Here is a 26,840-nt window from a genome sequence, read left to right as displayed (position 1 = left end):
TGTCTCAGGGCTGCGCGGCGCACCGCCAGCTGCCGTGGAAGCCGAACGGCACGCGATGCGACAGGTGTGCCAGCGCAACCGGGCCGGCCTCGATGGCAGCGGCGTCATAGACCGCCAGGTCGCTGCGATGCTCGCCACCGCGATAGACGGTAGCCAGCAGCCAGCCGTCGCCTTCGGCGCTGTCCGGCGCGCGCGGCACGAAGACCGGTTCGGACACCAGGTCGCCGGCCGGCAATGCATGTTTGCGCCGCGCGCCGGTACGCAGGTCCAGGTGCACCAGCGTGTCGTAGGTGCCGGGAACGCTGGCGTCATGCTGGCGCGAGGCGAAGTAGCCATGGCGGCAGGGCAGCGTGGCAAAGCGCTCGTCGATGCGCGGGAATTCACCCGGCATGTCGTCGACCCAGGCGCGCGTGAAGGTGTCGGTATTGCCGCCGAGGTCGAAGGTCCAGCGGCACAGCCGTGCGCGATTGTCCGCGCCCTCCGCGGCGCCGAACAACGGTGCACGCGGGTATTCCATCACGTCGGCGACAATGCGCTCGCCGTCGTCCCACGCGTTCATCACGTGGAACACGTAGCATGCCTCGCCGCGGAACCAGCGCATCTGAGCCACGCTGCCGCCGCGCGGCAGGATGCCGATATGCGTGCCCATCTGCGGTTCCCACGCATAGGCAGGCTCGCCGCGCCTGGCGCGCGCCATGCTGCCGGTCAGCGGCATCACCGGAAACAGCACATGCCGCTGCGTCACCATGAAGTCGTGGGCCATGCTGGCATAGGGCGCCTCAAAGTGTTCCAGCCGCGCCAGGCGGCCATCGCCATCGACCACGCCATAGCGCATCGTCGCCGTGAAGGGGCCGGCGGCGGCATAGGCGAAGAACACCATCTCGCCGGTGACCGGATCGATCTTTGGATGCGCGGTGAACGCACCCGCCAGTTCGCCGCCGAAGGTGCAGTTGCCGCGCGTGGCAAGGGTGTGCGGATCCATTTCGACCGGCAGGTCGGCTTCTTCCAGTGCCAGCAGCCGGTTGGCGTGCCAGACGATATGCGTGTTGGCGACACCGTCTTCCTGCCCCTGCACCGAGGCATCGGTGGTGGCGGGGTTGCCCCAGCTGCCGAACAGCGCGCGTCCCGCGGCGCGTTCGCGCTCGAACTTGTTGGTGCGCACCCAGCGGTTGTTGTAACGCACGCGGCCGTCCTCGATATGGAAGGCATGCACCATGCCGTCGCCGATAAACCAGTGGTAGTGGTCGTCGCGCGGCGCGTGCTGCGGATTCGGGCCGTTGCGGTAGAGCGTGCCGTGCAGCGCGCGCGGCAGCTCGCCGCTGACCGGCAGGTCGTGCGCATCGCACTCCATCAGGATCGGGGCGAAATTGCCGGCCAGGCAGGCCAGGGGCGGGAAGGTCTGGGTCATGGCGCGGGTCTCCTGGATTCTTGGCGGGCGTCGGATTGCAGGCACTGCACCGTATCGATTGTTTTAGAGCGTTTACATCCAAGTTCTCAAGGTGTATTTGCGTCGACGGGGCCGCCGCAGCGGGGCATTTGCATTGATCGGCGCTATTGTCCACACTGTGGGACAATGCCGTCCCTCCATGGCTGCCGCCTCCAACCCCCACCGCGCCCACCGCTCCCACTCCCGCATGAAGACAATCGACTGGAAAGACTGGGAAGTCTTCTGCCGCGTGGTGGAAGGCGGCGGCTTTACCCAGGGCGCCGAACTGGCGCAGGTGCCCAAGTCATCCGCCAGCGCAGCCGTGGCGCGGCTGGAAGGCCAGCTCGGCACGCGGCTGTTCGAGCGCACCACGCGCCGGGTGCGCGTCACCGAGCGCGGCCAGCAACTGTATGACCGGGTCGCGCCGCTGTTTGCCGAGCTGCATGAGATCAGTGCCGAAGCCGCCTCGGGCAGCGCCGAGGTCAGCGGCGTGCTGCGCATCTCCACCCCGTATGAAGTCGGCTCGCAGCACCTGTCGGAAACGCTGACGCGGGTGTTGCGTGCGCACCCCGGCCTGCGCGTGCAGGTCGATGTCAGCTGGGACCAGCCCGACCTGGTCCGTCATGGCTACGACCTGGCCTTCGTCATGACCAACACTGGGCTGCACGACACCTCGTTCGCCAGCAAGCGCGTGGTGCTGATCGAGCGCGGCTTCTACGCCGCGCCGGGGCTGATCCGCGCGCGCGGGCTGCCACGCACGCCGCAGGACCTGCACGGCTGGCCCACGCTGGGCAACGCGGATGACAAGCACTGGGAATTCTTGCGCGACGGCGTCGAGATCGCGCGCGTGGACGTGGAGCCACGCATGAGTACCCACAACGCCGAGCTGCGGCTGAAGGCGGCCATCGACGGGCTGGGGGTGACGCGGCTGTCGCCGCGCTTTGTGCAGGATCAGCTGGAGCAGGGCCAGCTGGTGCGGGTGCTGCCGGCCTATGCCTCGTCGCCGCTCAAGGTCTACGTGCTGATGCCGGCGCGCAAGCTGATGCCGGCCAGCGTGCGCGTGTTCCTGGACGTGCTGGAGCAGACCGTCGGCGTGCCCGAGACGCGGCGCCCGCCGGCGCGCAAGCGGGAAACGCTGGCGCCGTAGCCGCCATAGCCCGGCGCGTGGCTCAGTAAGGCTGGTCCGCGGGCCGGACCTCGAAGCGCAGCTGCTCGGCCAGCTCCAGCATCTCTTCATCGTCCTCGCTGCGCGTGATCCAGCCGGCGTAGGCGTCGCCGCCGGTATCCCAGTTCCACAGCGTATAGCCGGCCACGCGCAGCTGGTTATGCGCCAGCTCCATCAGCTCGGGCACGCTGGTGCCTTCCAGGAACGACTCTTCCTCGGGTTCGTCCGTGCCCCAGTCGATTTCCAGGTCGATGCGCTCGCACAGCTGGTTCAGGCAGCCGATCAAGGACTGGCAGTCCTTCCAGTCGACAAAGAAGCCAGATTGCCAGTCGATGACTTCGCGCACCACCCACAGCAGCTCCCCGCCGTCGGTGTCGTCGTCCTCGGCGTCAAGCAGCGCGTCTTCGAACATCGACAGTTGCGCCGCGGTCTGCGCGCTGTCATCGAGGTTGATCAGGGCGAAGAAACGCGCGAGCGCGTCCTGCGTGTCATCGTCCAGAGGTGTGGCCATGCGAGATCTCCTGTGGTGCTGTGCGGCTTGATCATGCCGCGATTCATGCCGCGATTCATGCCGCGATGCGCATGATCTCGCGTTGGCCCGCCGCTGTCACGCGCAACGCGCGCGATGTGCGCGTGGTCTCGACCCAGCCGCGCTCCAGCAGGCTGCCCAGCAGCGCCGCACCCAGCGCGCCGCCGAGGTGGGGTTTGCGCTCGCTCCAGTCCGGGCAGGTGCAGGCAAACTGGCGCCGCTTGCGCCGCGCCGCAGCAATGTCGATGCCCAGCCCGGCGAGCGCCTGCGTGCCGTCGCTGCTCAGCTCCACGCGCTGCGCGTCCAGCACTAGCCAGCCGCTAAGCGTCATCCGTTCGAACAGCCCCACCGCCAGCTCGCCGGCCAGGTGGTCGTAGCAGGTACGTGCCTGCCGCAGCGCCGGCGGCGCGGTGCGCGACACCGGCACGTCGCGCAGCCGCGGCGGCCGGCTGGCCAGCGACGCCGACGCCAGCGCCTCGATCGCCACGCCGATCTCCGGCGCGGCCAGCCGGTAGTACCGGTTGCGCCCGCGCGTCTCCACGGCCAGCAGCCCGCCCTCGGTCAACCGCGCCAGATGCCCGCTGGTGGACGACGCCGACAGGCCGGCGATCAGCGCCAGTTCGCCCGCGGGGCGCGCGCTGCCATCCATCAGGGCCCATAGCATCGCGGCGCGGCCGGGGTCGGCGAGCAGGCCGGCCAGCTGGCTGATACCGGGGGTGTAATCCATGATTCGGCTCCGGGTGAAGGGTGCAATGCACAGTATAGAGCCGGACATGGGGAAGAAGTCAGTTCGGACTGCTGCCAGGCGACGGGCAGGCGGGTTGCGAACCTCCCTTGTCCAACGGGAGTCAGAGAAGCTTTACCTTGAATTGGCGTAACGCCGATCGGCATCGCCGATGCATCGAAAATAGGCCTGCGTTCCACGCAGTCTGCAAGTACCAACAGCGCAATGAATATTCGCTGGAATTCAGTCTCCGCTTTACCGGCCACGCTGCTTGCGCCTTGAGAAGCCGCCGAAATATTGCTCAAATAGCTGCCCTACGACGACAGGCTGCACCGGTCAGGCTGGCCGCATCATAAATTCGAGGTAATACATGTCCATTTCGCCGCGCGAGCTGCTCCATCGCCTGTTCGTCTATATCGAAGAGCAACTCAAAGACATCGACCCGCGGGCCTTCCAGATTGGGAAATCGGCCCTGCCGCGGCTTTTCCCCAAAGACCTGGCGAACCTGCCTGGCGTCTGCTTTGACGTTCAGGAAGAAGGCGACCACATCTGGCTGAAGGTCGAACGCCTGGAAGAAGTTGCGCCACCCACGCCAGATTCCGGGCGATTCAGTAAAGCTTTCCGCATAGATGCGGATCCCGGCGGCAAGCTGCCTCAACTCATCGAGGCCGCGCTCGACGCACTGATTCGCAACGCACAGAAGGATGCCCCGGAGGCAGAGCATCTGGCGTTGGCGGACAACCTGCGTGTGGAAGCAGAGGCCGCGCTTGTCGCCTATGTCAGCAAATGGCAGGAGTGGGCCGCGCGCGAGAAGCCCCGGCGCAAAACCATTTCGCTCTACAGCGACTTGTTTGCGCTGCGACACCAGCTGCATGCCGAGCAGACCGCGAACCCGGTCGAATTTGTCTGGGGCCTGGGCATGGCGAGCTGGAAGCTGGGCTTCGAGGGAAAGCCATTTGACTTCCAGTATCCGCTGCTGACCCAGCCGCTTGAAATCTCGCTGGACACGGAATCGATGTCCCTGGAGGTGCGGCCGCGCGCTGCCGAGCCTGGTTGTGAAATGGATGGCTTCGTCGCATGTGGCATCCACGGCGCTTCGGAGTGCGAGAAAGCGATGCAGGCGCATCTTTCCCGGCACCAGGACACACCGGTTTCCCCGTTCTCGGCGTCAAGCTACGCCGACGTGCTCAAACTGGTCGCGCGCAACCTCGACAGCCGAGGCAGCTACGTGGAGGTCCTTGCCAGGGGTGAAGACGCACCAGGTGCCGGGGAGCATCTGGTGGTCAGCGATTCCTGGGTGCTGTTCACTCGCCCGAAATCGAACAACTACCTGGTTGCCGATTTGAAGAATATCCGCGGCAAGCTGGAAGCCGGCTGCGAGATTCCCGATGGTCCGCTGGCCCTGGTGACGCCGCCTTCGGATACGCCGCTCGACCACCATGCGGTCAATTTCCGTGGGCTCTCGGGACGCGGCATCGGTGGCGCAGGTGGGGCAGGTGGGGCAGGCGAGGGCGAGACCAGGGAGCTGTACTTCCCGTTGCCTTACAACCAGGAGCAGGTCACCATCGTGCAGCGCCTGGAGCGCGCCGCCGGCGTGACGGTGCAAGGCCCGCCGGGCACGGGCAAGACGCACACCATCGCGAACATCATTTGCCACTACCTGGCGACCGGCAAGCGGGTGCTGGTGACGTCCAAGGGCGAACCGGCCCTGGAGGTACTGCAAGGCAAGATTCCCAAGGAAGTCCAGCCGCTGACGGTTGCGCTCCTGGCCGGCGATCGCGATGGCATCCGCCAGTTCCAGGCTTCCATCGAGGCGATCCAGCATCAGGTTTCGCAGCTCGATCCGCAGGCGACGCGGGACGAAATCGACCGGATGCATCGGGCCATCGACCACACGCACCATGAGCTGGTCAGCATTGACCGGCGCGTGGACGAAATCGCCATGCAGCAGCTGGCCGAGACCCCGGTCGACGGCGCGAGCTACCGGGCTGAGGAACTGGCCGAGCTCGTCGTCAAGGGCGTACCGCAATATGCATGGTTTGATGATGAACTGTCGCTGGATCCGCAGCACGCGCCACCGCTTTCCACCGAGGAATCGGCGCGGTTGCGCGAAGACCGGCGCCAGCTTGGAGCGGACCTGGCCTACCTGGCAGCGGACCTTCCCAGCCCGGACGAATTGCCGCAACCAGCCGATATTGCGCAACTGCACACGCACCTGTGCAAGCTGAAGTCGCTCGATGCCGCGACGCAAACTGGCGAACTCCCTGCGCTGCGGGCGCTGACGCCCGATGTGCTGCAGTCCGCCCGTGCGCTGCTGGCCCAGCTTGGCGAAGCCCAGGCCGCGCTGAAAGCCATGGCCGAGGCCGAAGCCGAATGGCCCGGGGCACTGCGCCGCAAGTGCGCGCAGCCGTCATATGCCACGGAAATCGGTGCATTGGAGGCGCTCTTCGACGATGCGGCGCGTCTGGTGGAGGCGCGTTCGGCCTTTATGAAGCGGCCGGTGGATTTCCCTTCGGAAGCGCTGGCCCATGCCAGGACGGTCGAGGCCGTGGGGCGCGCGGCCACGACTGGCAAGCCATTCGGCTTCATGGCGTTTGGCGCGGGGGAAGCGAAGGAACATATTGCCAGGGTGAAGGTGAATGGCCTGACGCCGTCATCCCATGACGACTGGCAACATGTCCAGTCCTACCTGAAACTGCACGAGCAGGTCCTCTCCTTCTCCAGCCGCTGGAATCCCGTGGCCGAGGTCCTTGAACTGCCCGGCTTGCTGGGCGGCGTCGCTCAACTGCGCATGGTGGAGCTGGTCACCGCGGCAGCCAGGAAGGCGCACAGCATGGCGACCCGGTTCGACGCGCTGTTGCACCGGGCAGGCGAAGCCGTCTTTGCACGCCCGCCCGCGGGCCTGGCTTTCGGCAGCCATGAGGACTATGAGGTCGTTCGCGGCCATATCATGCAGCACCTGACACGCGCGGAACTGGCGCAGGCAGCAATCGCGCTTAGCCAGTTGCAGGAACGGCTGGCCGGCAAGGGCGGGCCGGTCACGCAGAAGCTGCAGGACTTCATCGACGAATCACTGGGGAGTCCGCAGAAGGAAAGCGCGCGGGTCGCGGCAGAGTACACCGAACTGATGGTGGAACTGCGTCGGGTGCGCGGGCTCGCCCCCGTCATCGGCCGGGTGAAGGCGTGCGCCGCTCGCTTGCATGCAGCAGGCGGTGCGCGCATTGCCGAAAGGGTGTCATGCGTGCCAGTGGCCAATGGGGCGGAGGATCCGGCGTTCCCCGCCACCTGGCGCGAGGCCTGGAACTGGGCTCGCATACGCACGCACCTGGAAAAGATCGAGGCACGCAAGGAACTGGTGGCGCTGAACGCCCGGCGCACGGATCTCGAGGCCGCGCTGGCCCAGATGTACAAGGATGTCGTGGGCAAGGCAGCCTGGCTGGCGACCAAGCGCAATGCCAGCCCGAAGGTGCTGCAGGCGCTGGCCGGCTATGCGACGGCCATCCGGCGCATCGGGAAGGGGACCGGGCCCAATGCCGTGCGCTACCGGCGCGACGCGCAGCAGTCGATGCTGGACGCCGCGGGCGCGGTTCCATGCTGGATCATGAGCCACGCCAAGATTTCAGAGTCGATGCCCGCTGACATCGGCGCCTTCGATCTGGTCATCGTCGACGAGGCCTCCCAGTCCGACCTGTGGGCGCTACCGGCAATCGTGCGTGCCAAGAAAGTCCTGGTGGTGGGCGACGACAAGCAGGTCTCTCCGGATGGCGGTTTCGTGTCCAGCGCCGCGATTGACGAGTTGCGCACCCGGTTCCTGAGCGACCAGCCCTACGGCCAGGACATGACGCCGGAGAAGTCGCTCTACGACCTGGCTGCGCGGGTCTTTGCCGCTGACCAGGTCATGCTGCGCGAGCATTTCCGTTGCGTGCCGCCCATCATTGCGTACTCCAACCAGTTCTACAAAGGCGCAATCCAGCCGTTGCGCATCCCGCTGGCGTCGCAACGCCTTGACCCGCCGCTCATCGACATCCACGTGCCGGGCGGCATGCGGGACCGGCACGACTGCAACCGGCTGGAAGCGGAAGCGATTGCCGCGGAAATCTGCGCCATCCTGGAAGACGAGCGCTATGCCGGGCGCACTATCGGCGTGGTTTCCCTGCTGGGCATGGAACAGGCCAAGTTCATCGATGCGATGGTTCGGGAGCGTTGCCCCGCCACCGAACTCCTGCGCCGCGAGTTCGACTGCGGTGATGCGCGTACCTTCCAGGGGAGCGAGCGCGACATCATGTTCCTGTCGATGGTGGCTGACCCCGAACGCTGCCACCCGCTCTCGGGGAACGCCTACGACCAGCGCTTCAACGTGGCCGCCAGCCGCGCGCGCGACCGGATGTACCTGGTCCGCTCCGTGACGGCGGAGCAGGTTTCCGACAAGGACATCCGGATGACGCTGCTCGAGCACTTCAGCAAGCCAAAGGTCGCGCAAGATGTGGGCGACCAGGACGGCCTGGTCAAACTGTGTGAATCCGGCTTCGAACGCGAGGTCTTCACAAAGCTCGTACAGCGCGGTTACCGGGTCATCCCGCAAGTGAAGAGCGGGGCGTACCGACTGGATATGGTGGTCGAGGGCGCCAACGACGCGCGCCTGGCCATCGAGTGCGACGGAGATGCCTACCATGGCCCGGAACATTGGGCCGGCGACATGAACCGGCAGCGCATTCTGGAGCGCGCGGGCTGGACGTTCTGGCGCTGCTTCGCCTCGACCTGGTGCTTGCGCAAGGAAGAGGTCTTCGAGGAACTGGTGGAGCGGCTGGCAGCGTTGGGCATAGAACCCATTGGCACGGTTGCCGAGCTGCCCCGCCTGGTCGAATCGAGGACTTGGACGCCTTCCACAGTGCAGGCGCCTGCTGTTTACAGATGACAGCCGAAGCTCGGCCTAAGCGTGCAGACTGCTGCACATCATGTGCGCAAGCCCGCACTACCCACTTGTTTGGGTGATGACAGCCATGTCTGCACCACGGCATAGTCTGCGATTTTCGGTGTGCCTGCCCCCAGAAGCTGGTCGAACGACTACTCTCTGAAGAGGCGAGGTGCCATAGCGCTGCGTTCAAAATGATCAGAGACGTTCGACTCCGTGCGGCTTCGGGAAATGATATGGAAGCCATTGCAGGGGTGCTGGAGACTTGCGGCTTGACGCTCGCTGACGCGGGCGGCGTCAGCAGGCTCTACCATGTGGCAGAGCTTGGCGGACGGATTATTGGCTGCGCGTATGGGGAGCAGTACGGCCGTACCTTCGCCATCCATACGGCGGCGGTGCTGCCGGAATTTCGCGGACACCGGCTGGCTACCTACATCGTCAGCGCACTGCTGATGAGAGCGCGCGCCTGCGGCTGCTCGAACGCCACGGTATTGACCAACGAACACCCCGGCTTTTTCGCCCGGCATGGGTTCAGCCTGACCCCGGTCGACAGCCTGGTTCGCGAGACGCAATTGTCCCTGAACTTGCTGCGCAGCTTTGGCGCCCGCACCCACTACATGGCGCGCCATCTCAACTGAGGCTGATCATTCAATCGGGCGCCCTGCCCAAATGTTCGACGAGCAGTGCAGCCGAGCCAGACAGGGCGCGGGAGGCGCTCGTGGCGATGAGCAGCCTTCGCTCTGCCCAGTCATCCACGAGGCGTATCGCCTTCAGGCCCAGCGGCTCGAGCTTTCTGAAGCATGCGCCGAAGGGGAGTACGCCAATCCCCAGATTCGAAGCAATCATCTCGGACATGGCATCAAAGCTCCGGACCTGGACGCGCAGCCGCAATGGGAAGCCAATGTCGTGCGCCGCGGTGGAGATGGTATTGAGCAAAGAGCTTCCGCGATTCAGGCCCACAAAATCATAGGAAAGACAGCTGCGAAAGTCGATTTCGTCGACGCCGCCCAACGGGTGCGTCTTCGAGCAGAGCACGACGAGGCGGTCGGTCCGGTAGGGAAGCACGTTCAGGCCGTGCGTTGGCGGCCCCTCGACGAATATGCCTACGTCGGCCATTCCTTCCACGATTGCACGGACGATGTCACCGCTGAGTTGCTCCTCGACCTCGACACGGGTGTCTGGGTAAAGGTGCAGGAAGCTCTCTAGCGCAGAAGGCAGGAATTCGACCAGGGCGGACATGTTCGCCCAGAGCCGGACATGCCCCCGCGACCCATTCGAATACTCGCTCAGCTCATTGCTGAACAGCTCGAATCCCTGGAAGAGGCGCATCGCGTGTTGAAGCGCGACGTGACCGGCGGGTGTCAGCCGGATGCCATGAACCGTCCTCTCCATGAGGATTGCCTTGGACGCGGCCTCGAAGTCCGAAATCCGTCTGCTTGCGGCCGACAGCGCCAGGTTGCACCGCTCCGCGCCCTTGGTGATGCTGCCCGTCTGCGCCACTGCACAGAACAGCCGCAAAGTGACGAAATCAACACGGGCAGGATTGATGAGGTCCTGTGACATGCAGGCATCTTAGCAGTCAGTACTGCCGTCTCCCTTCGCAAAACGCGAAGGATCCATGCGAAATCAGGCATTCCTCCGCCTCCTTTTGGCCGCATACATTCGAGCCATTCGCGAAACTGCAAGAAAGGAGACGCTGGTGATTCATCACCTGGACCATCTGGTCTTGACCACAAGCAACGAGGAAGCGTGTGTCGACTTCTACGTCGGCCTGTTGGGAATGGCCCTCGAGACCTTCGGCGAAGGCCGCAAAGCCTTCAAGTTCGGCGAGCAGAAAATCAACCTGCATGTGAAGGGCAAGGAGTTTGAGCCGAAAGCCCATCTTCCCGTACCAGGCGCCCTGGACCTTTGCTTTATCGCGGCGGTTCCGCTGGATGAAGTCATTGCGCGACTGCATGCCCGGGGCGCGCAAATCATCGAAGGGCCAGTGGCCCGTACCGGGGCCAGCTACCGCATTCGCTCGATCTACCTGCGCGACCCCGACCTCAACCTGATCGAAATCTCCGAGAGGGCCGACGCATGAGCGCCGCAAATCCCGACCGCACCATCGTTGGCTTCGTTGGCCTCGGCCAGATGGGAAAGCCGATGGCCCTGAATCTCCTGCATGCCGATACGGACCTGCGCGTCACGTCGAAAGTGCGGGACGCCTATCCGGCATTGCAGGCCGCTGGCGCCACGACGGCCGAGTCCCTGGCTGGCATCGCCGACGCGCGAATTGTGTTCATGAGCCTGCCCGGCACCGCGGCGGTGATGGACGTGCTGTTCGGCGAGGGCGGGCTGACAAGCCTGCTGCGTCCGGGCGCCGTCGTGGTCGATACCAGCACGATGGAGCATGGCGCCACGCTGGATATTCATTCGCGTCTGGCGGCGGCCAGTATCGCGTTCCTCGATGCCCCGGTGTCGGGAATGCAATCGCGCGCGGAAGCCGGCACGCTGACCGTCATGTGTGGCGGTGCGAAGGAGGCGTTCGAGACGGTGAAGCCATGGCTTGAGCGCATGGGCAACAACATCCTCTACATGGGGGACGCCGGCAGTGGCCAGCTCACCAAGCTCGTGAACCAGCTGCTCTTCGACATCAACTGCGCGGCGCTGGCGGAGATCCTGCCGATGGCACGGCGAATGGGGCTTGATGCCGAGAAGATTGCAGCGGTCATCAATAGCGGCACGGGACGCAGCTATGCGTCGGAGTTCTTCCTTTCTCGCATCCTGGCGCGCCACTTCAGCGATGGCTATCCGCTTCAGGCCGCCTACAAGGACCTGGTCAGCGCAGCCGAGCTGGGCGCCCGCCATTGCATCCCGATGCCGGTGCTTGCCGCGGCCACCGCGACCTACCAGATGAGCCTGTTGACCGGCCACGGAGCTAGTGACAAGGGCTCGATGACTCGGTTTTTTGAAGACATGCTGGCCGTGCAGTTCAGCGCCGCAGCACCCCACACGGAGACGTAACATGGCTGAACCGCTTGGCCTCGACAACGGATTGACCAACTACGGTGACCGCGACTTTGCGCGTTACCTGCGCCGCTCGATGGCGCATTCGATGGGCATCTCCAATGAACTGCTGTCCCGACCGGTAATCGGCATTGCCGCGTCACCCAGCGATTTCAACAACTGCCATCGCTACATGCCGCAACTCGTGGAAGCCGTTTCCCGCGGTGTGCTGGCTGCCGGCGGCCTGCCGCGCATGTTCCCCACGGTCTCGCTGGGCGAAGTGTTCCTCAACCCGACCAGCATGGTGTACCGCAACCTGATGTCCATGGACGTCGAGGAGATGGTTCGCGCGCAACCCATGGACGCGGTCGTGCTCATTGGTGGCTGCGACAAGACAGTGCCGGCGCAGCTGATGGGCGCCGCTTCCGCCAATCGCCCCGCCATCCAGCTGGTCACCGGCCCAATGTCCACGGGGCGGCACAAGGGTGAGCGACTGGGCGCATGTACGGATTGCCGCCGCTTCTGGGGCAAGTTTCGCGCGGGGGAAATCGACCAGTGCGAGATCCAGACCGTGGAGACACGTCTGGCGACGACCGCAGGCACCTGTGCCGTCATGGGCACCGCCAGCACGATGGCATGCATCGCCGAGACCCTGGGCATGTCGCTGCCGGGTACGGCTGCAATTCCCGCGGTGGATTCCCAGCGCCTGGTGGCCGCCGAAGAGAGCGGCAGGGCGGCCGTACGGCTTGCGCATTCGCCTCTCCTGCCCTCGCAGATCATGACGCAGGAGTCAGTCGAGAACGCCTTCCGTGTCCTGATGGCGCTGGGCGGTTCGACCAACGCCATCATTCACCTGACTGCCGTGGCGGGTCGCCTTGGCATCCGCATCAGCCCGCAACGCCTCAACGAAATCTCGGATGAAACGCCGGTGTTGGTCGACCTCAAGCCGGTGGGCGAGGGCTACATGGAGGACTTCCATGCCGCGGGCGGCATGGGAGCCGTGCTGCGCGAACTGCGTCCCTTGCTGAACCTGGACTGCCTGGCCGTTGATGGCCGCACATTGCGTGAACGCCTTGACGAGCCTGCCGGCTGGGTTGACCGCAAGGTCATCCGCGCTTTCTCTGAACCGATAAGCCACGTGGGTGGCCTGATCGCACTGCACGGCAGCCTCGCACCCGATGGCGCCATCTTCAAGCGCGCCGCGGCAACGCCCGCCCTGTTCGAGAAGGAAGGCCGCGCCGTGGTGTTCGAGGGTCTGGAAGACCTGGCAAACCGCATCGATTCACCCGACCTCGACGTCACCGCTGACGACATCCTGGTGCTGAAGAACGCCGGCCCGCTCGCCGCGGGGATGCCCGAGGCCGGCTACTTGCCCATTCCGTCGAAGCTCGCCAGGGCGGGCGTGAAGGATATGGTGCGCATCTCGGATGCACGCATGAGCGGCACCGCCTACGGAACCATCGTGCTGCACGTCTCTCCCGAAGCGGCAGCCCGGGGTCCCCTGGAAGCGGTGAGAAACGGCGACCGGATTCGCTTGTCGGTATCGCAGAAGACGATCGACTTGCTGGTCGAGCCGGAGGAGATTGCCCGCCGCCTGGCCGAACGCAAGCCGCTGCCGCGAAAGCGCGGTGGCTATCAGGAGCTCTATCAGCGCACCGTCATGCAGGCGCCTGAAGGCTGCGACCTTGACTTCCTCGCCCAGCCTCGTAGCTGACACCTGTTCGCTTCAACCACACCGGATTGACCATGAACTTTTATCCTCAGCTGCTCGCTCGCGCCGAGCAGGGAAACCCCGTGCGCGTCGGTCTTATCGGCGCAGGGAAATTTGGCTCGATGTACCTGGCGCAGGTGCCGCGCACGCCTGGCGTGCATATGGTGGGCATTGCCGACCTGGTGCCCGCCAACGCCCATGCCAGCCTCGACCGAGTGGGTTGGGAAGCTGGTCGCGCGCAGGCAGCTTCGCTGGACGATGCCATGCGCACGGGCTCGACGCACGTTGGCGATGACTGGCAGGCACTGGTCGCACACCCTGGCGTCGATATCATCATCGAGTGCACGGGCAACCCCATTGCCGCGGTCGACCACTGCCTGGCCGCCTTCAGGCACGGTAAGCACGTCATCAACGTAACCGTGGAAGCCGACGCATTCTGCGGGCCGCTTCTCGCTCATCGCGCCCGCGAGGCTGGGGTGGTGTACTCGCTTGCCTATGGTGACCAGCCTGGCCTGGCCTGCGAGCTTGTCGACTGGGCGCGTACCTGCGGCTTTCCTGTCATCGCTGCGGGCCGCGGCCACAAATGGTTGCCCCACTTCCGTGAATCGACGCCCGATACGGTCTGGGACCACTGGGGCGTGACGGCCGAACAGGCGCGCATCGGCGGCATGAACCCGAAGATGTTCAATGCCTTCCTCGACGGCTCGAAGCCGGCTATTGAAAGCACGGCGATTGCGAATGCCACCGGGCTCCAGGTACAGGCCGAAGGCATTACCTTTGCGCCGGCTTCTGTCGAGAAGATTCCAACCGTCATGCGGCTCAAGTCAGAAGGCGGAGTCCTGTCGGCGAAAGGTGTGGTCGATGTGGTGTCGTCGCTGAACCCCGACGGCACGTCGGTGGGCTACGACATCCGCAAGGGGGTCTGGGTCTGCGTCGAGGCACCGACCGAGTACATCCGCCGCTGCTTCAAGGAGTACCAGGTCTTTACCGACCCCGATGGCCGATGCATGGTGCAGTACAAGAAATGGCACCTCATCGGCCTGGAGCTCGGCATCTCCGTGGCAAGCGTGGGGTTGCGCCGCGAGCCCACCGGCGTAGGCCAGCACTTCAATGCTGATGTGGTCGCCACGGCAAAGCGCGACCTGAAGGCAGGAGAAATGCTGGATGGCGAAGGCGGCTACACGGTCTTTGGCAAGTTGTTCCCCGCCAGGGAATCCCTGCGCGTTGGCAGCCTGCCTCTCGGCCTGGCCCACCACCTGAAGCTGCGTCGGGATGTGCCCAAGGACCAGTCCCTGACCTGGGATGACGTTGTCATCGACGCGGAACAGCCGGCGTACCGCGTACGCAAGGAAATGGAAGCGCTGTTCAGGAAGTAACAGGCAACCAGCAAAAGAGCCGGGATGGATGAAATCCGTTCCGGCAAATATGTCGATAAATACTTCGATAGGAGACAGAACATGAACTGGAGCATGAAAGCCTCCGTGATGACGCTCGTGCTCGCGGCGGCCTCGCCGGCGTTTGCTGCCGATGCCTATCCGGGCAAGCCCATCACAATGATCGTCCCGAGCGCACCTGCAGGGTCGACCGACATTGTTGCGCGGCTGATTGGCGAGCAATTGTCAAAGGACCTGGGCCAGCCCGTCGTGATCGAGAACAGGCCTGGCGCAAGTGGCAACATCGGTACTGAAGCCGTCGCACGAGCCAGGCCCGATGGCTATACGCTCCTCATGCAGTACTCGGGCTACCACGTTGGGAATCCGGCGCTGTTTCCCCAGGCGCGCTGGAAGCCAGCTGACTTTACTTCCGTTGCGCTGGTGATGCGTGCCCCGCATGTGGTTGCCGTCAGCGGAAAGATTCCCGCACAAAACCTTCGCGACCTGATTGCGTTTGGCAAGAAGGATGGTCGGGGCGTGTTCTATGCGTCGTCTGGCAATGGGTCCATTCAACATATCGCCGGGGTCATGTTCGGCAAGCAAGCCCAGGTGCCGGTGACGCACGTACCGTACAAGGGCGCCGGCCCTGTGGTGAGCGACCTGATTGGCGGCCAGGTGGACATGTTCGTGACCACGCCGCCATCGGTCATCGGCCAGGTCAGGGCCGGAAAGATCAAGGCGCTGGCCTACACCGGTCCCAGGCGCCATCCTTCGATGCCCGACGTCCCGACTTCTGCCGAGGCGGGATTGCCAAGCTACAACGTCGAATCGTGGTTCGCCGTTTTCGCACCGGCAGGAACACCGCCTGACGTCGTCAGGAAACTCTCGGCGTCGATCAGGAAGACCGTGGAAAGCCCGGACTATCGACGAAAGATTGAAGAGCAGGGGGGATTCGCCGCGTACATGGACCCTCCGTCCCTGGACAGGTTCGTGTCTCAGGAACTCGCCTCATGGGCAAAGGTGATCAAGGACGGAAACATCACCGCCGAATAGCGTGCAAGCGCGGCGGCTCTTCCGCCGCTAGGCGGCCGCGCGCCGGTGCAGCGGCCACACCACCGCTGCCGCTTCGCCGGATTCCCGGTAGGCATGGCAGCTGTCCAGGACCCACGGCTTCGGCATGGGGCCGTGCCCTTCCAGCCTGGTGTGCCACGGCGTGGCGTCGCGCTGGATCGACATGACGGTCTGCATGGCGGTGGTCGCCAGCGGGCCCAGCAGCTCGGTCAGGTGCGTGCAGCCCTTGGCGCCGGCCAGGCGCGCCTTGGCCTCGCGGTGGAAGCCCTTGCCGATGCGCAGGCCGGCAAGCGCGGCGTATGCGGCATTGATGGCGGCGCACCACGGCGTTGGCGCGGTCTCGGTACGGGCCTCGATGCCGCGGATGACCAGTTCCGCGTCAATGGTCATGGTGAAGCGCATGTGGTGGATCTGCCCGCCGGCCGGCACGCTGGCGAACGGCAGTGACGTGGGTAGCGGCGTGATGTCCTGCATTTCCGCCTCGATGTCGAACAGGCCATCGGTGCGGTGGTAGCCGCGGCACTGGATCTGGCGGGTGTGGCGCAGCGTGCGCTGCGCCGGCTGGGGGGCGATGGGTTCCATGCGTGGGTCCTGTGGGGCGTGCGCTGTGTCCCATGCATGATGAACGCCGTTGCCCGGCAAGTCGCCCCCCAATATAGGGTGGCTGCCTCCCGCAGGCACAGGCCGTGGCACGACGGAAGTGCCGTTTTGGCATGTGCATAGGCGCATGCCGCGCATATCGCCATGCGCAAACCTTCGTTCGCTGCGCGCAACGCGTTTCATATATTGGGGGTCCCTGTCGTTCCGCGACTTCCATTGCCCTGGCGCCCGCAAGGCGCCGCGGTCCTGCTTCGAGCCACCATGACGAACTTCCTCCGGACCCTCCGGCCGGCCACGCCGCTTGCGTGGCTGCTGCCTGCAGTGCTTTCCCTCGGCCTGCTTGGCGCCGCCGCGCAAGCCAGCGCCGCGCCCGCTGCCTCGGCAGACAAGCCCCGCGCCGGCGGCACGCTGACCACCATCATCCAGCCCGAGCCCGTGATCCTGACCTCGGCGCTGAATTCCGCCGCGCCGACCGGCTTCTTCAGCGCCAACGTATTTGACGGCCTGATCGAATACGACAACGACTTCAAGCTCAAGCCGGCGCTGGCCGAGCGCTGGGAGATCTCGAAGGACTCGAAGACGCTCACCTTCCACCTGCGCCCGAATGTCAAATGGCACGACGGCAAGCCGTTCACCTCCGCGGACGTCAAATGGACGCTGGAGAACGTGTGGAAGAAGCTCCATCCGCGCAACCAGATCCTGTTCGGCAAGGTCACGCAGGTCGACACGCCGGATGCGCTGACCGTGGTGCTGCGCTTCTCGGAGCCATCGCTGGCCGTGCTCAGCTCGCTCAACAGCAACGGCGCGCAGGTGCTGCCCAGGCACCTGTATGAAGGCACCGACATCCTCAACAACCCGTACAACAACAAGCCGGTCGGCACCGGTCCCTTTGTCTTCAAGGAATGGAGCAAGGGCAACTACATCGTGCTGGAGCGCAATCCCAACTACTGGGACAAGGGCAAGCCTTACCTGGACAAGATCATCTTCAAGGTCATCCCCGACGCGAGCGCACGCGCCGCCGCGCTGGAGAAGGGCGAGGCGCAGTACGCGCCGTTCAACCCGGTGCCGCTGAAGGATGCGCAGCGCCTGGCACAGCTGCCGTCGCTCAAGCTGGAGACGCGCGGCTATGACTGGCTGTCGCCGTGGCTGTTCATGGACGTCAACGTCGACCGGCCGTACTTCAAGGATGTGCGCGTGCGCCAGGCGCTGGCGCATGCCATCGACCTGAATGCACTGAACAAGGTGGTGTGGTTCGGCTTCGGCAAGCCGGCGGTGAGCCCGGTAGTGTCGACGCTCGGCCAGTTCTTCAACGGCAATGTGCCCAGGTACCCTTACGACCCGGCCAGGGCCGAGGCGCTGCTCGACGCGGCCGGCCTCAAGCGCGGCGCCGACGGCAACCGGCTCAAGGTCCAGATCGACTACCTGCCGTACGGCGACGACTACAAGCGCAGCGCCGAGTACATCAAGCAGGCGCTCAAGCGCGTGGGCATCGACGTCACCGTGCGCACGCAGGACACGCCGACCTATACCCGGCGCGTCTATGGCGACCGCGACTTCGACCTGGCCGTGGTCTGGTTCGCCGGCTTTGCCGACCCGCTGGTGGGCGTCACCCGCGCCTACCGCGCCGATACCGTGGGCAAGAACATCCCGTGGTCGAACGGTTCGGGCTATCGCGGCGACGAGGCCAACAGGCTGATCGACCAGGCCCAGGGCTCGCCCAGCCAGGCCGAGCGCGTGGAGCTGTTCAGGAAGTTCCAGAGCGTGGTGCAGACCGACCTGCCTTCGGTGCCGCTGCTGGAGCTGCGCTTCTTCACGGTGCAGTCGGCACAGCTGCGCGATACCGTCAGCGGTGTCGACCAGGTCTACGCGTCGCTCAAGCACGCGTGGTTTGCCGTGCCGCCGGGCGGTAATGCAACGGTTGCCACCGCCGGCAAGGCCGACGGGGCACGCTGACCGATGGCTGCGCACACGAGCTCGCGCACGCCCGCCTGGCAGCGGCTGCTGCAGGCGGCCGGGGTGGTGGCGATGGCCGTCGTCAACTTCTTCCTGCTGCGGCTCGCGCCCGGCGACGCCGCGCAGGTGCTGGCCGGCGAAGCCGGCGCCGCCACGCCGGAATACCTGGCCGCGCTGCGCGCGCAGTTCGGGCTGGACCAGCCGCTGTGGGTGCAGCTGGGCAAGTATCTCTGGCACCTGGCGCAGCTCGACCTGGGCTTTTCGTTCCGCCAGGGCATGCCGGTGCTCGACCTGATCCTGCAGCGGCTGCCCGCCACGCTGCTGCTGATGGGCGCGAGCATCGCCTTCGCGGTGGTCGCCGGCGCCACGCTGGGGGTGCTGGCGGCCGCCCGCGCCGGGCGCCTGCTCGATACGGTGATCTCGTCGCTGGCGCTGCTGTGTTTTGCCACGCCGCTGTTCTGGATCGGGCTGATGCTGGTGCTGGTGTTTTCGGTGTGGCTGGACTGGCTGCCGGTGGGCGGCATGTTCACGGTCGAATCGGGCCTGACCGGCTGGGCCTACGCGCTGGACGTGTTGCGGCACCTGCTGCTGCCGGCGGTGACGCTCGGGCTGTTCTACATGGCCGTCTACGTGCGGCTGATGCGCGCCAGCATGATCGAGATGCGCCGCCAGGACTTTGTGCGCACCGCGGTCGCCAAGGGCGCGCCCGGCCGCCGCGTGCTGACCCATCACGTGCTGCGCAATGCCTTGCTGCCGCTGGTGACGATGGTCGGCGTGCAGGCCAGTTCGGTGATCGGCGGCGCGGTGGTGGTCGAGACCGTGTTCTCCTGGCCGGGACTGGGCCGCACCGCCTTCGACGCGCTCTACCAGCGCGACTACAACCTGCTGCTCGGCATCCTGCTGTGCAGCTCCGTGGTGGTGATCGCGGTCAACGCGATCGTCGACCTGGTCTACGCGCGCATCGACCCGCGTATCCGGCTGCCGCGCTAGGAGTACTGAAGTGTCTTCGTCCTATCAAGCGTTGCCGGCCGGGGTGGCCGGCGAATCCAATGCCGGTGCCCCGGCCCTGCCGCGGCCACGCCGCGGCGCGTGGCGCCGGTTGTGGTCGTCGCCGAGCGCGCTTACCGGCAGCGTGCTGTTGCTGGTGGTGCTGGCCGCTGCCGTAAGCGCGGGCTGGCTGTATCCCGGCGATCCGCTCGACATGGCCACCGAGCCACTGCTGTGGCCGGGGCACGACCGTGCCTTCCCGTTCGGTTCCGACATGCTCGGCCGGGATATCGCCGCGGGCCTGTTCCACGGCGCGCGCACGTCGCTGCTGATCGCCGTGGTCTCGACCGCGCTGGCGGTCGCCCTGGGCGTGGCGGGCGGGATCGCCGCGGGCTTCTACGGCGGCCGGGCCGACCGCGTGTTCGGCGCGCTCACGACGTTCTTCCAGACGATCCCGTCGTTCCTGTTCGCGCTCGCCATCGTCGCCATCGCGCAGCCGTCGGTGACCAGCATCGCGCTGGCGATCGGCATCACCTCATGGCCGGCGCTGGCGCGGCTGGTGCGCGCCGAAGTGCTGCGCCTGCGCCACGGCGACATGGTGCTCGCCAGTGAAGCGCTGGGTGCGAGCAACGCCCGCATCATCGTCCACGACATCCTGCCCAATACGCTGACGCCGGTGCTGGTGTCGGCCTCGCTGATGGTCGCCACCGCGATCCTGACCGAATCGAGCCTGGCCTTCCTCGGGCTGGGCGATCCCAACGTGGCGAGCTGGGGCAACATGGTCGGCGCCGGGCGCGAAGTGCTGCGCACCGACTGGTATGTCTGCGTGCTGCCAGGCGTGGCCATCGGCATCACGGTGCTGGCACTGAACCTGATCGGCGACGGGCTTGCCGCTGTCTTCGATCCGCGCGAGAGCCGCTGAGGTGGCCCGCGCGGCCTTATGCCTTCCCTTATGCCTTCCCTTCAGGAGAATCCTTTTGGCCCGCGTCAACCCTATCGATGCTTCCCGCCTTCCCGATGATGCCCGCGCCGTGTACGGGCGCGTGGAGCGCGAGTACGGCGCCTTCGGCAACATGCTCAAGGTGCTCGGCCACCGGCCGCCCGCCGTCGAGCACCTGTTCGGCCTGCTGCTCGACTCCGCCCGCGATGCGCTGATCACGCGCCGGCATCTAGAGATCGTGCTGGTCACGGCATCGCGGCTCAATGCCTGCCACTACTGCATCACGCATCACGAGCCACGGCTCGAAGCGCTGGGCGTGGATGCGGACACCGTGGCCAATATCCTCGAACCCGACGTGCCCGGGCTGGATCCGGTCGAGCGGCTGGTGCGCGACTACACCGTGCAGGTCACCACGCAGCGCGTCACCGACACGCTGGTGGGGAAGCTGCGCGAACATTTCTCCGAGGCGCAGGTGGTCGAGCTGACCTTGCGCGCGGCGCTGTGCGCGTTCTTCGCGCGCTTCAACGAGGCGCTGGAAATCCAGGTCGAGCCGGAACTGCTGGCCGCCGAGGTGCATGCCGCCACATGAATCCCGACCGATGATGACGCAATCCCTGCTTTCGCTGCGCGACCTGACCATCCGCTACCCGGGCGCCGGACGGCCCGCGGTGTCCGCCCTCGACCTGGACATCCGCCAGGGCGAAACCGTGGCGCTGGTGGGCGAGTCGGGCTGCGGCAAGTCGACCACCGCACTGGCGCTGCTGCGCCTGCTGCCGGCATCTGCACAGGCCAGCGGCCGCATCCTGCTGGAAGGGCGCGACCTGCTGCCGCTGTCCGAGCGGGACATGACCGCGGTGCGCGGCAATGCCGTGTCGATGGTGTTCCAGGAGCCGATGACATCGCTGAACCCGGTGCTGACCGCGGGCGCGCAGATCGTGGAGGCGTTGCGGCTGCACAAGCCCCTGTCGGCGCGCGCCGCAGCCGCACGCGCGCTGGAACTGCTCGAACAAGTGCGCATGCCGGAGCCGGCGCGGCGCTTCCACGCCTATCCGCACCAGCTTTCCGGCGGGCAGCGCCAGCGCGTGATGATCGCCATCGCGATCGCCTGCTCGCCGCGCTTGCTGGTGGCCGACGAGCCTACCACCGCGCTCGATGTTACGGTGCAGGCCCAGATCCTGGAACTGCTCGACACGCTGCGGCGCGAGCTGTCGATGGCGATGCTGCTGATCACGCACGACCTGGGCGTGGTGTCGCGCTGGGCCGACCGTGTGGCGGTGATGCATGACGGCATCAAGGTGGAAGAGCAGGCGACGGACGCGCTGTTCAGGCAGCCGGCGCATCCCTATACCCGGGCGCTGCTTGGCGCTTCGCTGAGCACCGCGCACGGCAACGGCGAGGCGCCGCATTTCCGCACCGGGCGCCTGCCCGAGCTGCGCGTGGCGCGGCGCGCCGACGGTACGCCCGCCGCGTTCCGGCTGACGCAACCGGAACTGCGCGCACCAGCGGCGGCGACCGCCACGGCGCCGCTGATCCGCATCGACGACCTGCACGTAGTGCATCGCAACGGCGCGCACCAGACGCATGCGGTACGCGGCGTATCGTTCGAGATCGCCCCGGGCGAGACCGTGGCGCTGGTGGGCGAGTCCGGCTGCGGCAAGTCCACGCTGGCACGTGCCGTGCTCCGGCTGGCCGACCACGAACACGGCCGCATCGAGTTCGACGGCACTGACCTTGCTGCAATTGACCGGCGCCACATGCGCCCATGGCGCGGCGCCATGCAACTGGTGTTCCAGGATCCCTACGGTTCGCTGAACCCGCGCAAGACCGTGGGCGAACTGCTCGGCGACGCGCTGCAGATCCACGGCGTGCGCGACCGCCACGTCCGTCGCGAACGCGCGCTGGCCATGATCGAACGCGTCGGCCTGCCGGCCGCGGCGCTGGAGCGCTATCCGCATGAGTTCTCGGGCGGGCAGCGGCAGCGCATCGGCATTGCGCGCGCGCTGGTGGTGCGGCCACGGTTGCTGGTCTGCGATGAGCCGGTGTCGGCGCTGGATGTATCGGTGCAGGCGCAGGTGCTGAACCTGCTGGCCGATCTGCAGGCGGAGTACGGGCTGGCGTGCCTGTTTATCTCGCACGATCTGGGGGTGGTCCGCTATATCGCGGATCGCGTGCTGGTGATGCGGGACGGGCAGCTGGTGGAAGCTGGGGATCGTGACCAGATCTGGGCGGCGCCGCGGCATTCGTACACGCGGGAGTTGCTGGCGGCGGTCCCGGCGGTCCCGGCGATGGCGGCGACAGCGGCCTGATGCGCCCGCATGCCGAATGTTGTCTCCCCTCTCCCATTTATGGGAGAGGGGCGGGGGAGAAAGCAGGAGTCTCCACGAAGTAAAGCGTCTTCATGCTTGGCACGCGCCAGCCCTCTCCCCCGGCCCCTCTCCCGCAAGCGGGAGAGGGGAGAAAGCCATCGCTATGTCCCCATGGTGGTGCCGACGATCATCCGCGTCACCGGCAGCATTGCCACCAGCAGGATGATGAACGGAATCGAGCGGAACATATTGACCAGCACTGACGACAACATCGCCGGGTAGGCATCCGCCTTGGACGACAGCCCGACCAGATCGAGCAGTTCGCCGACGCGCGCGCCGATCTCCTGGCGCGGCACTCCGGCCACGCGCAGCGGCAGCGCCACGTTGTCGAAGACGGTCTTGTGCCGAGAGCAGGTTGAAGTGCTGGAAGATCATGCCGATGCGCCTGCGCAGCGCCACCAGCCCGTTTTCATCGAGCGCGCCGATGTCGGCGCCGTCGATGCGGACCTGGCCGGCGTCGGGGCGCTCCAGCATGTTGATGGTGCGCAGCGGCGTCGACTTGCCGGCGCCGCTGCGGCCGATGATGCCGAAGCGCTCGCCGCGCCCGATGGCGCGGCTTGTCCGCTCAAGCCCGCTCAAGCCCGCTCAAGCCGCCGCGCGTGCCGCCGTGCGTCCGGCCGGCCGCTGCAGGCCGAGATGCTGGCGCAGCGTCGCGCCTTCGTACCCGGTGCGGAAGATGCCGCGGCGCTGCAGGATCGGCACCACGCCGTCGACAAAATCCTGCAGCCCGTCGGGCAGCGCATCGGGCATCAGGTTAAAGCCGTCGGCGGCACCGTGGCGGAACCAGTGCTCGATATCGTCGGCGATCTGCTCGGGCGTGCCGACGATCACGCGATGACCGCCGCCGCCGGCCAGCTCGCGGATCAACTCGCGCACCGTCAGCCGCTCGCGCCGCGCCAGCGCCAGCGTGGCGCGGAAGAAGGTGTGGTTGCCGTCGGCCGGCAGCGCGATCTCGGCTGGCAGCGGCGCATCCAGGCGCAGGCGCTCCACCGCGATGCCGAGCGTGCCGGCCAGGCGGTTCAGGCTGTAGTCCCACGGGATCAGCTCGACCAGTTCGTCGCGGCGTTGCCGTGCCTGCGCTTCGGTGGCGCCGATGATGGTGGTCAGGCCCGGCAGGATCTTCACGGCATGCGGCCCGCGCCCGTGCGCCTCGGCGCGCGCGTTGATCTCGCGCTTGTAGGCGAGCGCTTCCTCGAACGACTGCGACGCGGAGAACACCGCCTCGGCATGCAGGGCGGCCAGTTCGCGGCCATCGGCCGAGCCGCCCGCCTGGAACAGCACGGGGTGCCCCTGCGGCGGACGCGGCAGGTTCAGCGGGCCATGCACGTCGAAGAAGGTGCCCTGGTGTGCCACCGGCGCCAGCTTGCCGGGATCGACGAAGCGGCCGGCGTCCTTGTCGCCGACGAAGGCGTCGTCTTCCCAGCTGTCCCACAGCGCCTTGACGATGCGGGTGAACTCGTCCGCGCGCGCATAGCGCTGGCCATGCTCGATCGGCGCGCTGCGGCCGAAGTTGCGCGCCGAGCCCGCGTCGGCGGTGGTGACGACGTTCCAGCCGGCGCGGCCGCCGCTGAGATGGTCCAGCGTGGCGAAGCGCCGCGCGATGTTGTAGGGCTCGTTGTAGCTGGTCGAGACCGTGGCCACCAGGCCGATATGGGTGGTGGCCGCCGCCACGCTGGCCAGCAGCAGCGTCGGTTCCAGCGCCGTGATCGGGCGGAAGTAGATCTGGTCGGCGATCGACGCATTGTCGGCCAGGAAGATGGCGTCAAACTTTCCGGCTTCGGCGATACGCGCCAGGCGCACGTAGTGCTGCACGTCGACAAAGGCGCGCACGTTGCTGTCCGGCAGCCGCCAGGCCGATGGCACGAAGCCGGAATGCAGCGCGTTGATGTTCAGGTGCAGCTGGCGCTGCGGGGTGCTTGCTGTCATGGTTGGTCTCCGGACGCGGCGCGTCAGAACACGCGGCCTTCGGTCAGGTGCGTGGTCTCGCCGTTGAGGTGGTAGGCGCCCACCACGCGTCCTTTGTGCAGCAGCGGGTTGTGGCTGAAGATCGTGCGCAGGTTGCGCCAGTGGCGGTCGAAGTTGTGCTGCCGCGACGTGGCCGAGGCGCCGCCGGCCTCGAACATGCGCTCGCCCACATGCAGCGCCAGCTTGCTGACCACCAGCTGGGTCTGCGCGGTGGCCAGCGCGGCTTGCAGCACCAGTGCCTCGGCATCGTCGGCGCCGACGTGCAAGGCGTCGGCGGAGCGGTCAAGCGCGCGCGCGTTTTCGCGCACCAGCGCGTCGATGGCGTGACTGTGCGCGGCCAGGTCGCCGATCACCTGCTGGATGAAGTGGTCTTCGCGCGCGGTGGGCGCCGGGCTGTGCAGCACCGGGCGGCCGTGCTCGCGCACATAGCGCGTGGCGTCGGCCCATGCGTTGCGCACGATGCCGGCGGCCACCGCCACCAGGTGCAGCTGGCGCAGCGCGCCGCAATGGCGGCCGACCAGCGTGGTGTTGCCGCGCCGCGCGACTTCGTCGGCCAGCACGGGCACGTCGTCGAGCACCAGGCTGCCGCTGGCGGTCATGCGCTGGCCCATGCCGTCCCAGTCGTCGATCACGCTGAAGCCGGGACGGTCAGTCGGGATGATGATGAAGACCGGTTCGCCGTCGGGGTCCTGCACGTTGATGCGGGCATAGTCGGCAAAGGCCGTGCCGGTCGAGTAGTACTTCTTGCCGCTGACGCGGTAGTGCGCGCCGTCGCGCCGCAGCGCCGTGGTGATCTCGCCCGGCCGCGCGGTGCCGCGCTCGGTCGAGGCGCCGCCGAAGATGGCCCCGCCCACGATGCGCTGCACCTGCAGATCGTTGAACGCCGAGCGCGGCGACAGGCGCAGCGATTCGGTCTGGTCGAAGTGGATGCGCAGCGCGTGCGCCACGTTCGATTCCTCGGCCGCGATCGCGGCGATCACTTCGAACAGGTCGACCAGCGAGCCGCCCAGCCCGCCCCTTTCCACGGGGATGCGCAGCAGGCCCAGGCCGGACTGGCGGAACAGGGCAAAGCCTTCATGCGGCAGCAGGCGCTGCGCCTCGCGCGCGGCGGCATCGGTGCCTATCTGCCCGGCCAGTGCCGGTACGCCTTCCAGCGCGGCGCGCAGCGCATGCCGGGCATGCGGGGCATCGATGGCCAGCGGTGCGTTCATGGGTGATTCCTCCGTATCAAAATCGCAGGGGCCCAGCATAGGGAACGGTGACTGGCGGGGGAACGAAGGAAAGCCCATATCGATATTCAGGCACTCGGACGGGTGGTGGCGCGAGATATCGTTTGTATGTAATATACAAAATATCAGTGACGCAGGCGCTGCACTTTCAGCCCGCCAGCGCATCAGGATCCCCCGCCACCATGCTCGATCCCTCCCTGTTCGGTCGCCTGTCTTTCACCTTCGATGATCCGGCGCACCGCGCCGATCGCTCCGGCCCGGCTGCCGCACCGCTGCCGGCGGGCCGCCACGGGCTGGGCGTGGCGGCCGAACGCGATGCGGTGCTGTTCGTGCCCGAGGGCCTGGATGCCGGTGCGCCGGTGCCGCTGCTGGTGATGTTCCATGGCGCCGGCGGCCATGCCGAAAAGGTCCTGCCGCATCTGGAGCCCCATGCGCAGCGGCACGGCTTCCTGGTGCTTGCGCCGCAGTCGCTCTACCCGACCTGGGACATCGTGATCGGCGGCAACGGCCCGGACCTGGAACGCCTGCACCGGGCGCTGGCCGCGGTCGCGTCGCGCTACCGCATCGACCGCGATCGTGTGGGCTTTGCCGGTTTCTCCGATGGCGCCAGCTACGCGCTGTCGGTCGGCATCACCAATGGCGACATTGCCAGCCACGTGCTGGCGTTTTCCGGCGGCTTCATGTCGGTGTTCATGCAGGAAGGCGCGCCGAAGGTATTCGTCGCGCACGGACGCGACGACGAGCAGTTGCCCATCGCCACCAGCGGCCGCGCCCATGCGGCCAGGCTCAGGGCCGCCGGCTACGCGGTCGAGTACGTGGAATTCGATGGCCTGCATGTCATCCACCCGCCGGTGGTGGAGCAGGCCATCGCGTTCTTCCTGCAGTGAATCGCCGCGGCGTC

At 66.5% G+C, this 26,840-nt stretch carries 21 protein-coding genes and 2 pseudogenes; 14 read left to right on the top strand and 9 right to left on the bottom strand.

Features of this window, described 5'->3' with window-relative positions:
* Positions 1 to 4: 4 nt before the first annotated feature.
* A complete protein-coding gene (locus CTP10_RS29630) occupies positions 5 to 1,408 on the bottom strand; it encodes a carotenoid oxygenase family protein (RefSeq protein WP_116319089.1) in 1,404 nt (467 codons plus the stop codon).
* Between the two features lie 226 nt (positions 1,409 to 1,634).
* Here CTP10_RS29630 and CTP10_RS29625 point away from each other — a divergent pair, with 226 nt between their 5' ends.
* Positions 1,635 to 2,573: a LysR family transcriptional regulator gene (locus CTP10_RS29625; protein WP_116319088.1), complete on the top strand. Its 939-nt coding sequence runs from the start codon at positions 1,635 to 1,637 to the stop codon at positions 2,571 to 2,573.
* A 22-nt stretch (positions 2,574 to 2,595) separates the two neighbouring features.
* Here the strand turns inward: CTP10_RS29625 and CTP10_RS29620 are convergent, their stop codons facing one another.
* Positions 2,596 to 3,102 carry a DUF6630 family protein gene (locus tag CTP10_RS29620; protein ID WP_116319087.1) on the bottom strand — a complete coding sequence of 169 codons (507 nt, stop codon included), beginning with the start codon at positions 3,100 to 3,102 and terminating at the stop codon, positions 2,596 to 2,598.
* A gap of 55 nt (positions 3,103 to 3,157) precedes the next feature.
* Positions 3,158 to 3,847, bottom strand: a complete 690-nt coding sequence (locus CTP10_RS29615) for an ArsR/SmtB family transcription factor (protein WP_116319086.1) — start codon at positions 3,845 to 3,847, stop codon at positions 3,158 to 3,160.
* A gap of 367 nt (positions 3,848 to 4,214) precedes the next feature.
* Here CTP10_RS29615 and CTP10_RS29610 point away from each other — a divergent pair, with 367 nt between their 5' ends.
* A complete protein-coding gene (locus tag CTP10_RS29610; protein WP_116319085.1) occupies positions 4,215 to 8,759 on the top strand; it encodes an AAA domain-containing protein in 4,545 nt (1,514 codons plus the stop codon).
* Positions 8,760 to 8,992: 233 nt separating this feature from the next.
* Complete coding sequence (locus CTP10_RS29605; RefSeq protein ID WP_233528099.1) at positions 8,993 to 9,394, top strand: GNAT family N-acetyltransferase; 402 nt, start codon at positions 8,993 to 8,995, stop codon at positions 9,392 to 9,394.
* Between the two features lie 10 nt (positions 9,395 to 9,404).
* On the opposite strand, the gene CTP10_RS29600 is transcribed toward CTP10_RS29605, so the two are convergent.
* Positions 9,405 to 10,319 (bottom strand): LysR family transcriptional regulator, encoded by a 915-nt coding sequence (locus CTP10_RS29600; RefSeq protein ID WP_116319083.1) that lies wholly within the window; start codon positions 10,317 to 10,319, stop codon positions 9,405 to 9,407.
* A gap of 136 nt (positions 10,320 to 10,455) precedes the next feature.
* Between CTP10_RS29600 and CTP10_RS29595 the strand changes: the two genes are divergently transcribed.
* The 5 genes from CTP10_RS29595 to CTP10_RS29575 all read left to right on the top strand — a co-directional run bounded on the left by CTP10_RS29595 (position 10,456) and on the right by CTP10_RS29575 (position 15,881).
* Positions 10,456 to 10,839 carry a VOC family protein gene (locus tag CTP10_RS29595; RefSeq protein ID WP_116319082.1) on the top strand — a complete coding sequence of 128 codons (384 nt, stop codon included), beginning with the start codon at positions 10,456 to 10,458 and terminating at the stop codon, positions 10,837 to 10,839.
* On the top strand, positions 10,836 to 11,762 hold the full coding sequence (locus CTP10_RS29590) for an NAD(P)-dependent oxidoreductase (RefSeq protein ID WP_116319081.1): 927 nt from the start codon (positions 10,836 to 10,838) through the stop codon (positions 11,760 to 11,762). The genes CTP10_RS29595 and CTP10_RS29590 overlap by 4 nt, the downstream gene beginning before the upstream one ends.
* Before the next feature lies 1 nt (position 11,763).
* Positions 11,764 to 13,458 (top strand): IlvD/Edd family dehydratase, encoded by a 1,695-nt coding sequence (locus tag CTP10_RS29585; protein WP_116319080.1) that lies wholly within the window; start codon positions 11,764 to 11,766, stop codon positions 13,456 to 13,458.
* A 32-nt stretch (positions 13,459 to 13,490) separates the two neighbouring features.
* Entirely contained in the window at positions 13,491 to 14,831 is a 1,341-nt protein-coding gene (locus tag CTP10_RS29580) for an NAD(P)H-dependent oxidoreductase (RefSeq protein ID WP_116319079.1), read from the top strand.
* Positions 14,832 to 14,912: 81 nt separating this feature from the next.
* Positions 14,913 to 15,881, top strand: a complete 969-nt coding sequence (locus CTP10_RS29575) for a Bug family tripartite tricarboxylate transporter substrate binding protein (RefSeq protein ID WP_116319078.1) — start codon at positions 14,913 to 14,915, stop codon at positions 15,879 to 15,881.
* A gap of 27 nt (positions 15,882 to 15,908) precedes the next feature.
* Here CTP10_RS29575 and CTP10_RS29570 read toward each other — a convergent pair whose 3' ends face one another.
* A complete protein-coding gene (locus CTP10_RS29570) occupies positions 15,909 to 16,481 on the bottom strand; it encodes a DUF2889 domain-containing protein (protein ID WP_116319077.1) in 573 nt (190 codons plus the stop codon).
* A 279-nt stretch (positions 16,482 to 16,760) separates the two neighbouring features.
* Between CTP10_RS29570 and CTP10_RS29565 the strand changes: the two genes are divergently transcribed.
* Genes CTP10_RS29565 through CTP10_RS29545 form a run of 5 tightly spaced genes read left to right on the top strand, consistent with a single transcriptional unit; the run spans position 16,761 to position 22,685 of the window.
* Positions 16,761 to 18,452, top strand: a complete 1,692-nt coding sequence (locus CTP10_RS29565) for an ABC transporter substrate-binding protein (protein ID WP_233528097.1) — start codon at positions 16,761 to 16,763, stop codon at positions 18,450 to 18,452.
* 3 nt (positions 18,453 to 18,455) lie between these two features.
* A complete protein-coding gene (locus CTP10_RS29560; RefSeq protein ID WP_116319076.1) occupies positions 18,456 to 19,442 on the top strand; it encodes an ABC transporter permease in 987 nt (328 codons plus the stop codon).
* 43 nt (positions 19,443 to 19,485) lie between these two features.
* Positions 19,486 to 20,361: an ABC transporter permease gene (locus tag CTP10_RS29555; RefSeq protein ID WP_116319324.1), complete on the top strand. Its 876-nt coding sequence runs from the start codon at positions 19,486 to 19,488 to the stop codon at positions 20,359 to 20,361.
* Between the two features lie 55 nt (positions 20,362 to 20,416).
* Positions 20,417 to 20,968 (top strand): carboxymuconolactone decarboxylase family protein, encoded by a 552-nt coding sequence (locus CTP10_RS29550; protein ID WP_116319075.1) that lies wholly within the window; start codon positions 20,417 to 20,419, stop codon positions 20,966 to 20,968.
* Positions 20,969 to 20,981: 13 nt separating this feature from the next.
* On the top strand, positions 20,982 to 22,685 hold the full coding sequence (locus tag CTP10_RS29545) for an ABC transporter ATP-binding protein (protein ID WP_116319322.1): 1,704 nt from the start codon (positions 20,982 to 20,984) through the stop codon (positions 22,683 to 22,685).
* 164 nt (positions 22,686 to 22,849) lie between these two features.
* Here CTP10_RS29545 and CTP10_RS29540 read toward each other — a convergent pair.
* The 4 genes and pseudogenes from CTP10_RS29540 to CTP10_RS29525 form a co-directional block, all read right to left on the bottom strand.
* A pseudogene (locus CTP10_RS29540) lies at positions 22,850 to 22,948 on the bottom strand (ABC transporter permease); the annotation flags it as partial.
* Positions 22,949 to 23,294 (bottom strand): annotated as a pseudogene (locus CTP10_RS29535) (ATP-binding cassette domain-containing protein); the annotation flags it as partial.
* A 36-nt stretch (positions 23,295 to 23,330) separates the two neighbouring features.
* The gene (locus CTP10_RS29530) at positions 23,331 to 24,671 is read right to left on the bottom strand and encodes an LLM class flavin-dependent oxidoreductase (RefSeq protein WP_116319074.1); all 1,341 of its coding nucleotides are present in this window, start codon (positions 24,669 to 24,671) and stop codon (positions 23,331 to 23,333) included.
* 23 nt (positions 24,672 to 24,694) lie between these two features.
* Positions 24,695 to 25,921, bottom strand: coding sequence for an acyl-CoA dehydrogenase family protein (locus tag CTP10_RS29525; RefSeq protein ID WP_116319073.1), 1,227 nt, complete (start codon positions 25,919 to 25,921; stop codon positions 24,695 to 24,697).
* Between the two features lie 200 nt (positions 25,922 to 26,121).
* On the opposite strand from CTP10_RS29525, the gene CTP10_RS29520 reads away from it, so the two are divergent.
* Positions 26,122 to 26,826, top strand: a complete 705-nt coding sequence (locus tag CTP10_RS29520; RefSeq protein ID WP_116319072.1) for an alpha/beta hydrolase — start codon at positions 26,122 to 26,124, stop codon at positions 26,824 to 26,826.
* Positions 26,827 to 26,840 lie beyond the last annotated feature (14 nt).

Source organism: Cupriavidus sp. P-10 (genome assembly GCF_003402535.2).
In the GTDB taxonomy this organism is placed as follows: domain Bacteria; phylum Pseudomonadota; class Gammaproteobacteria; order Burkholderiales; family Burkholderiaceae; genus Cupriavidus.
The sequence above is the reverse complement of the archived record's forward strand: the minus strand, read 5'-3'. Positions and strand labels throughout refer to the sequence as shown.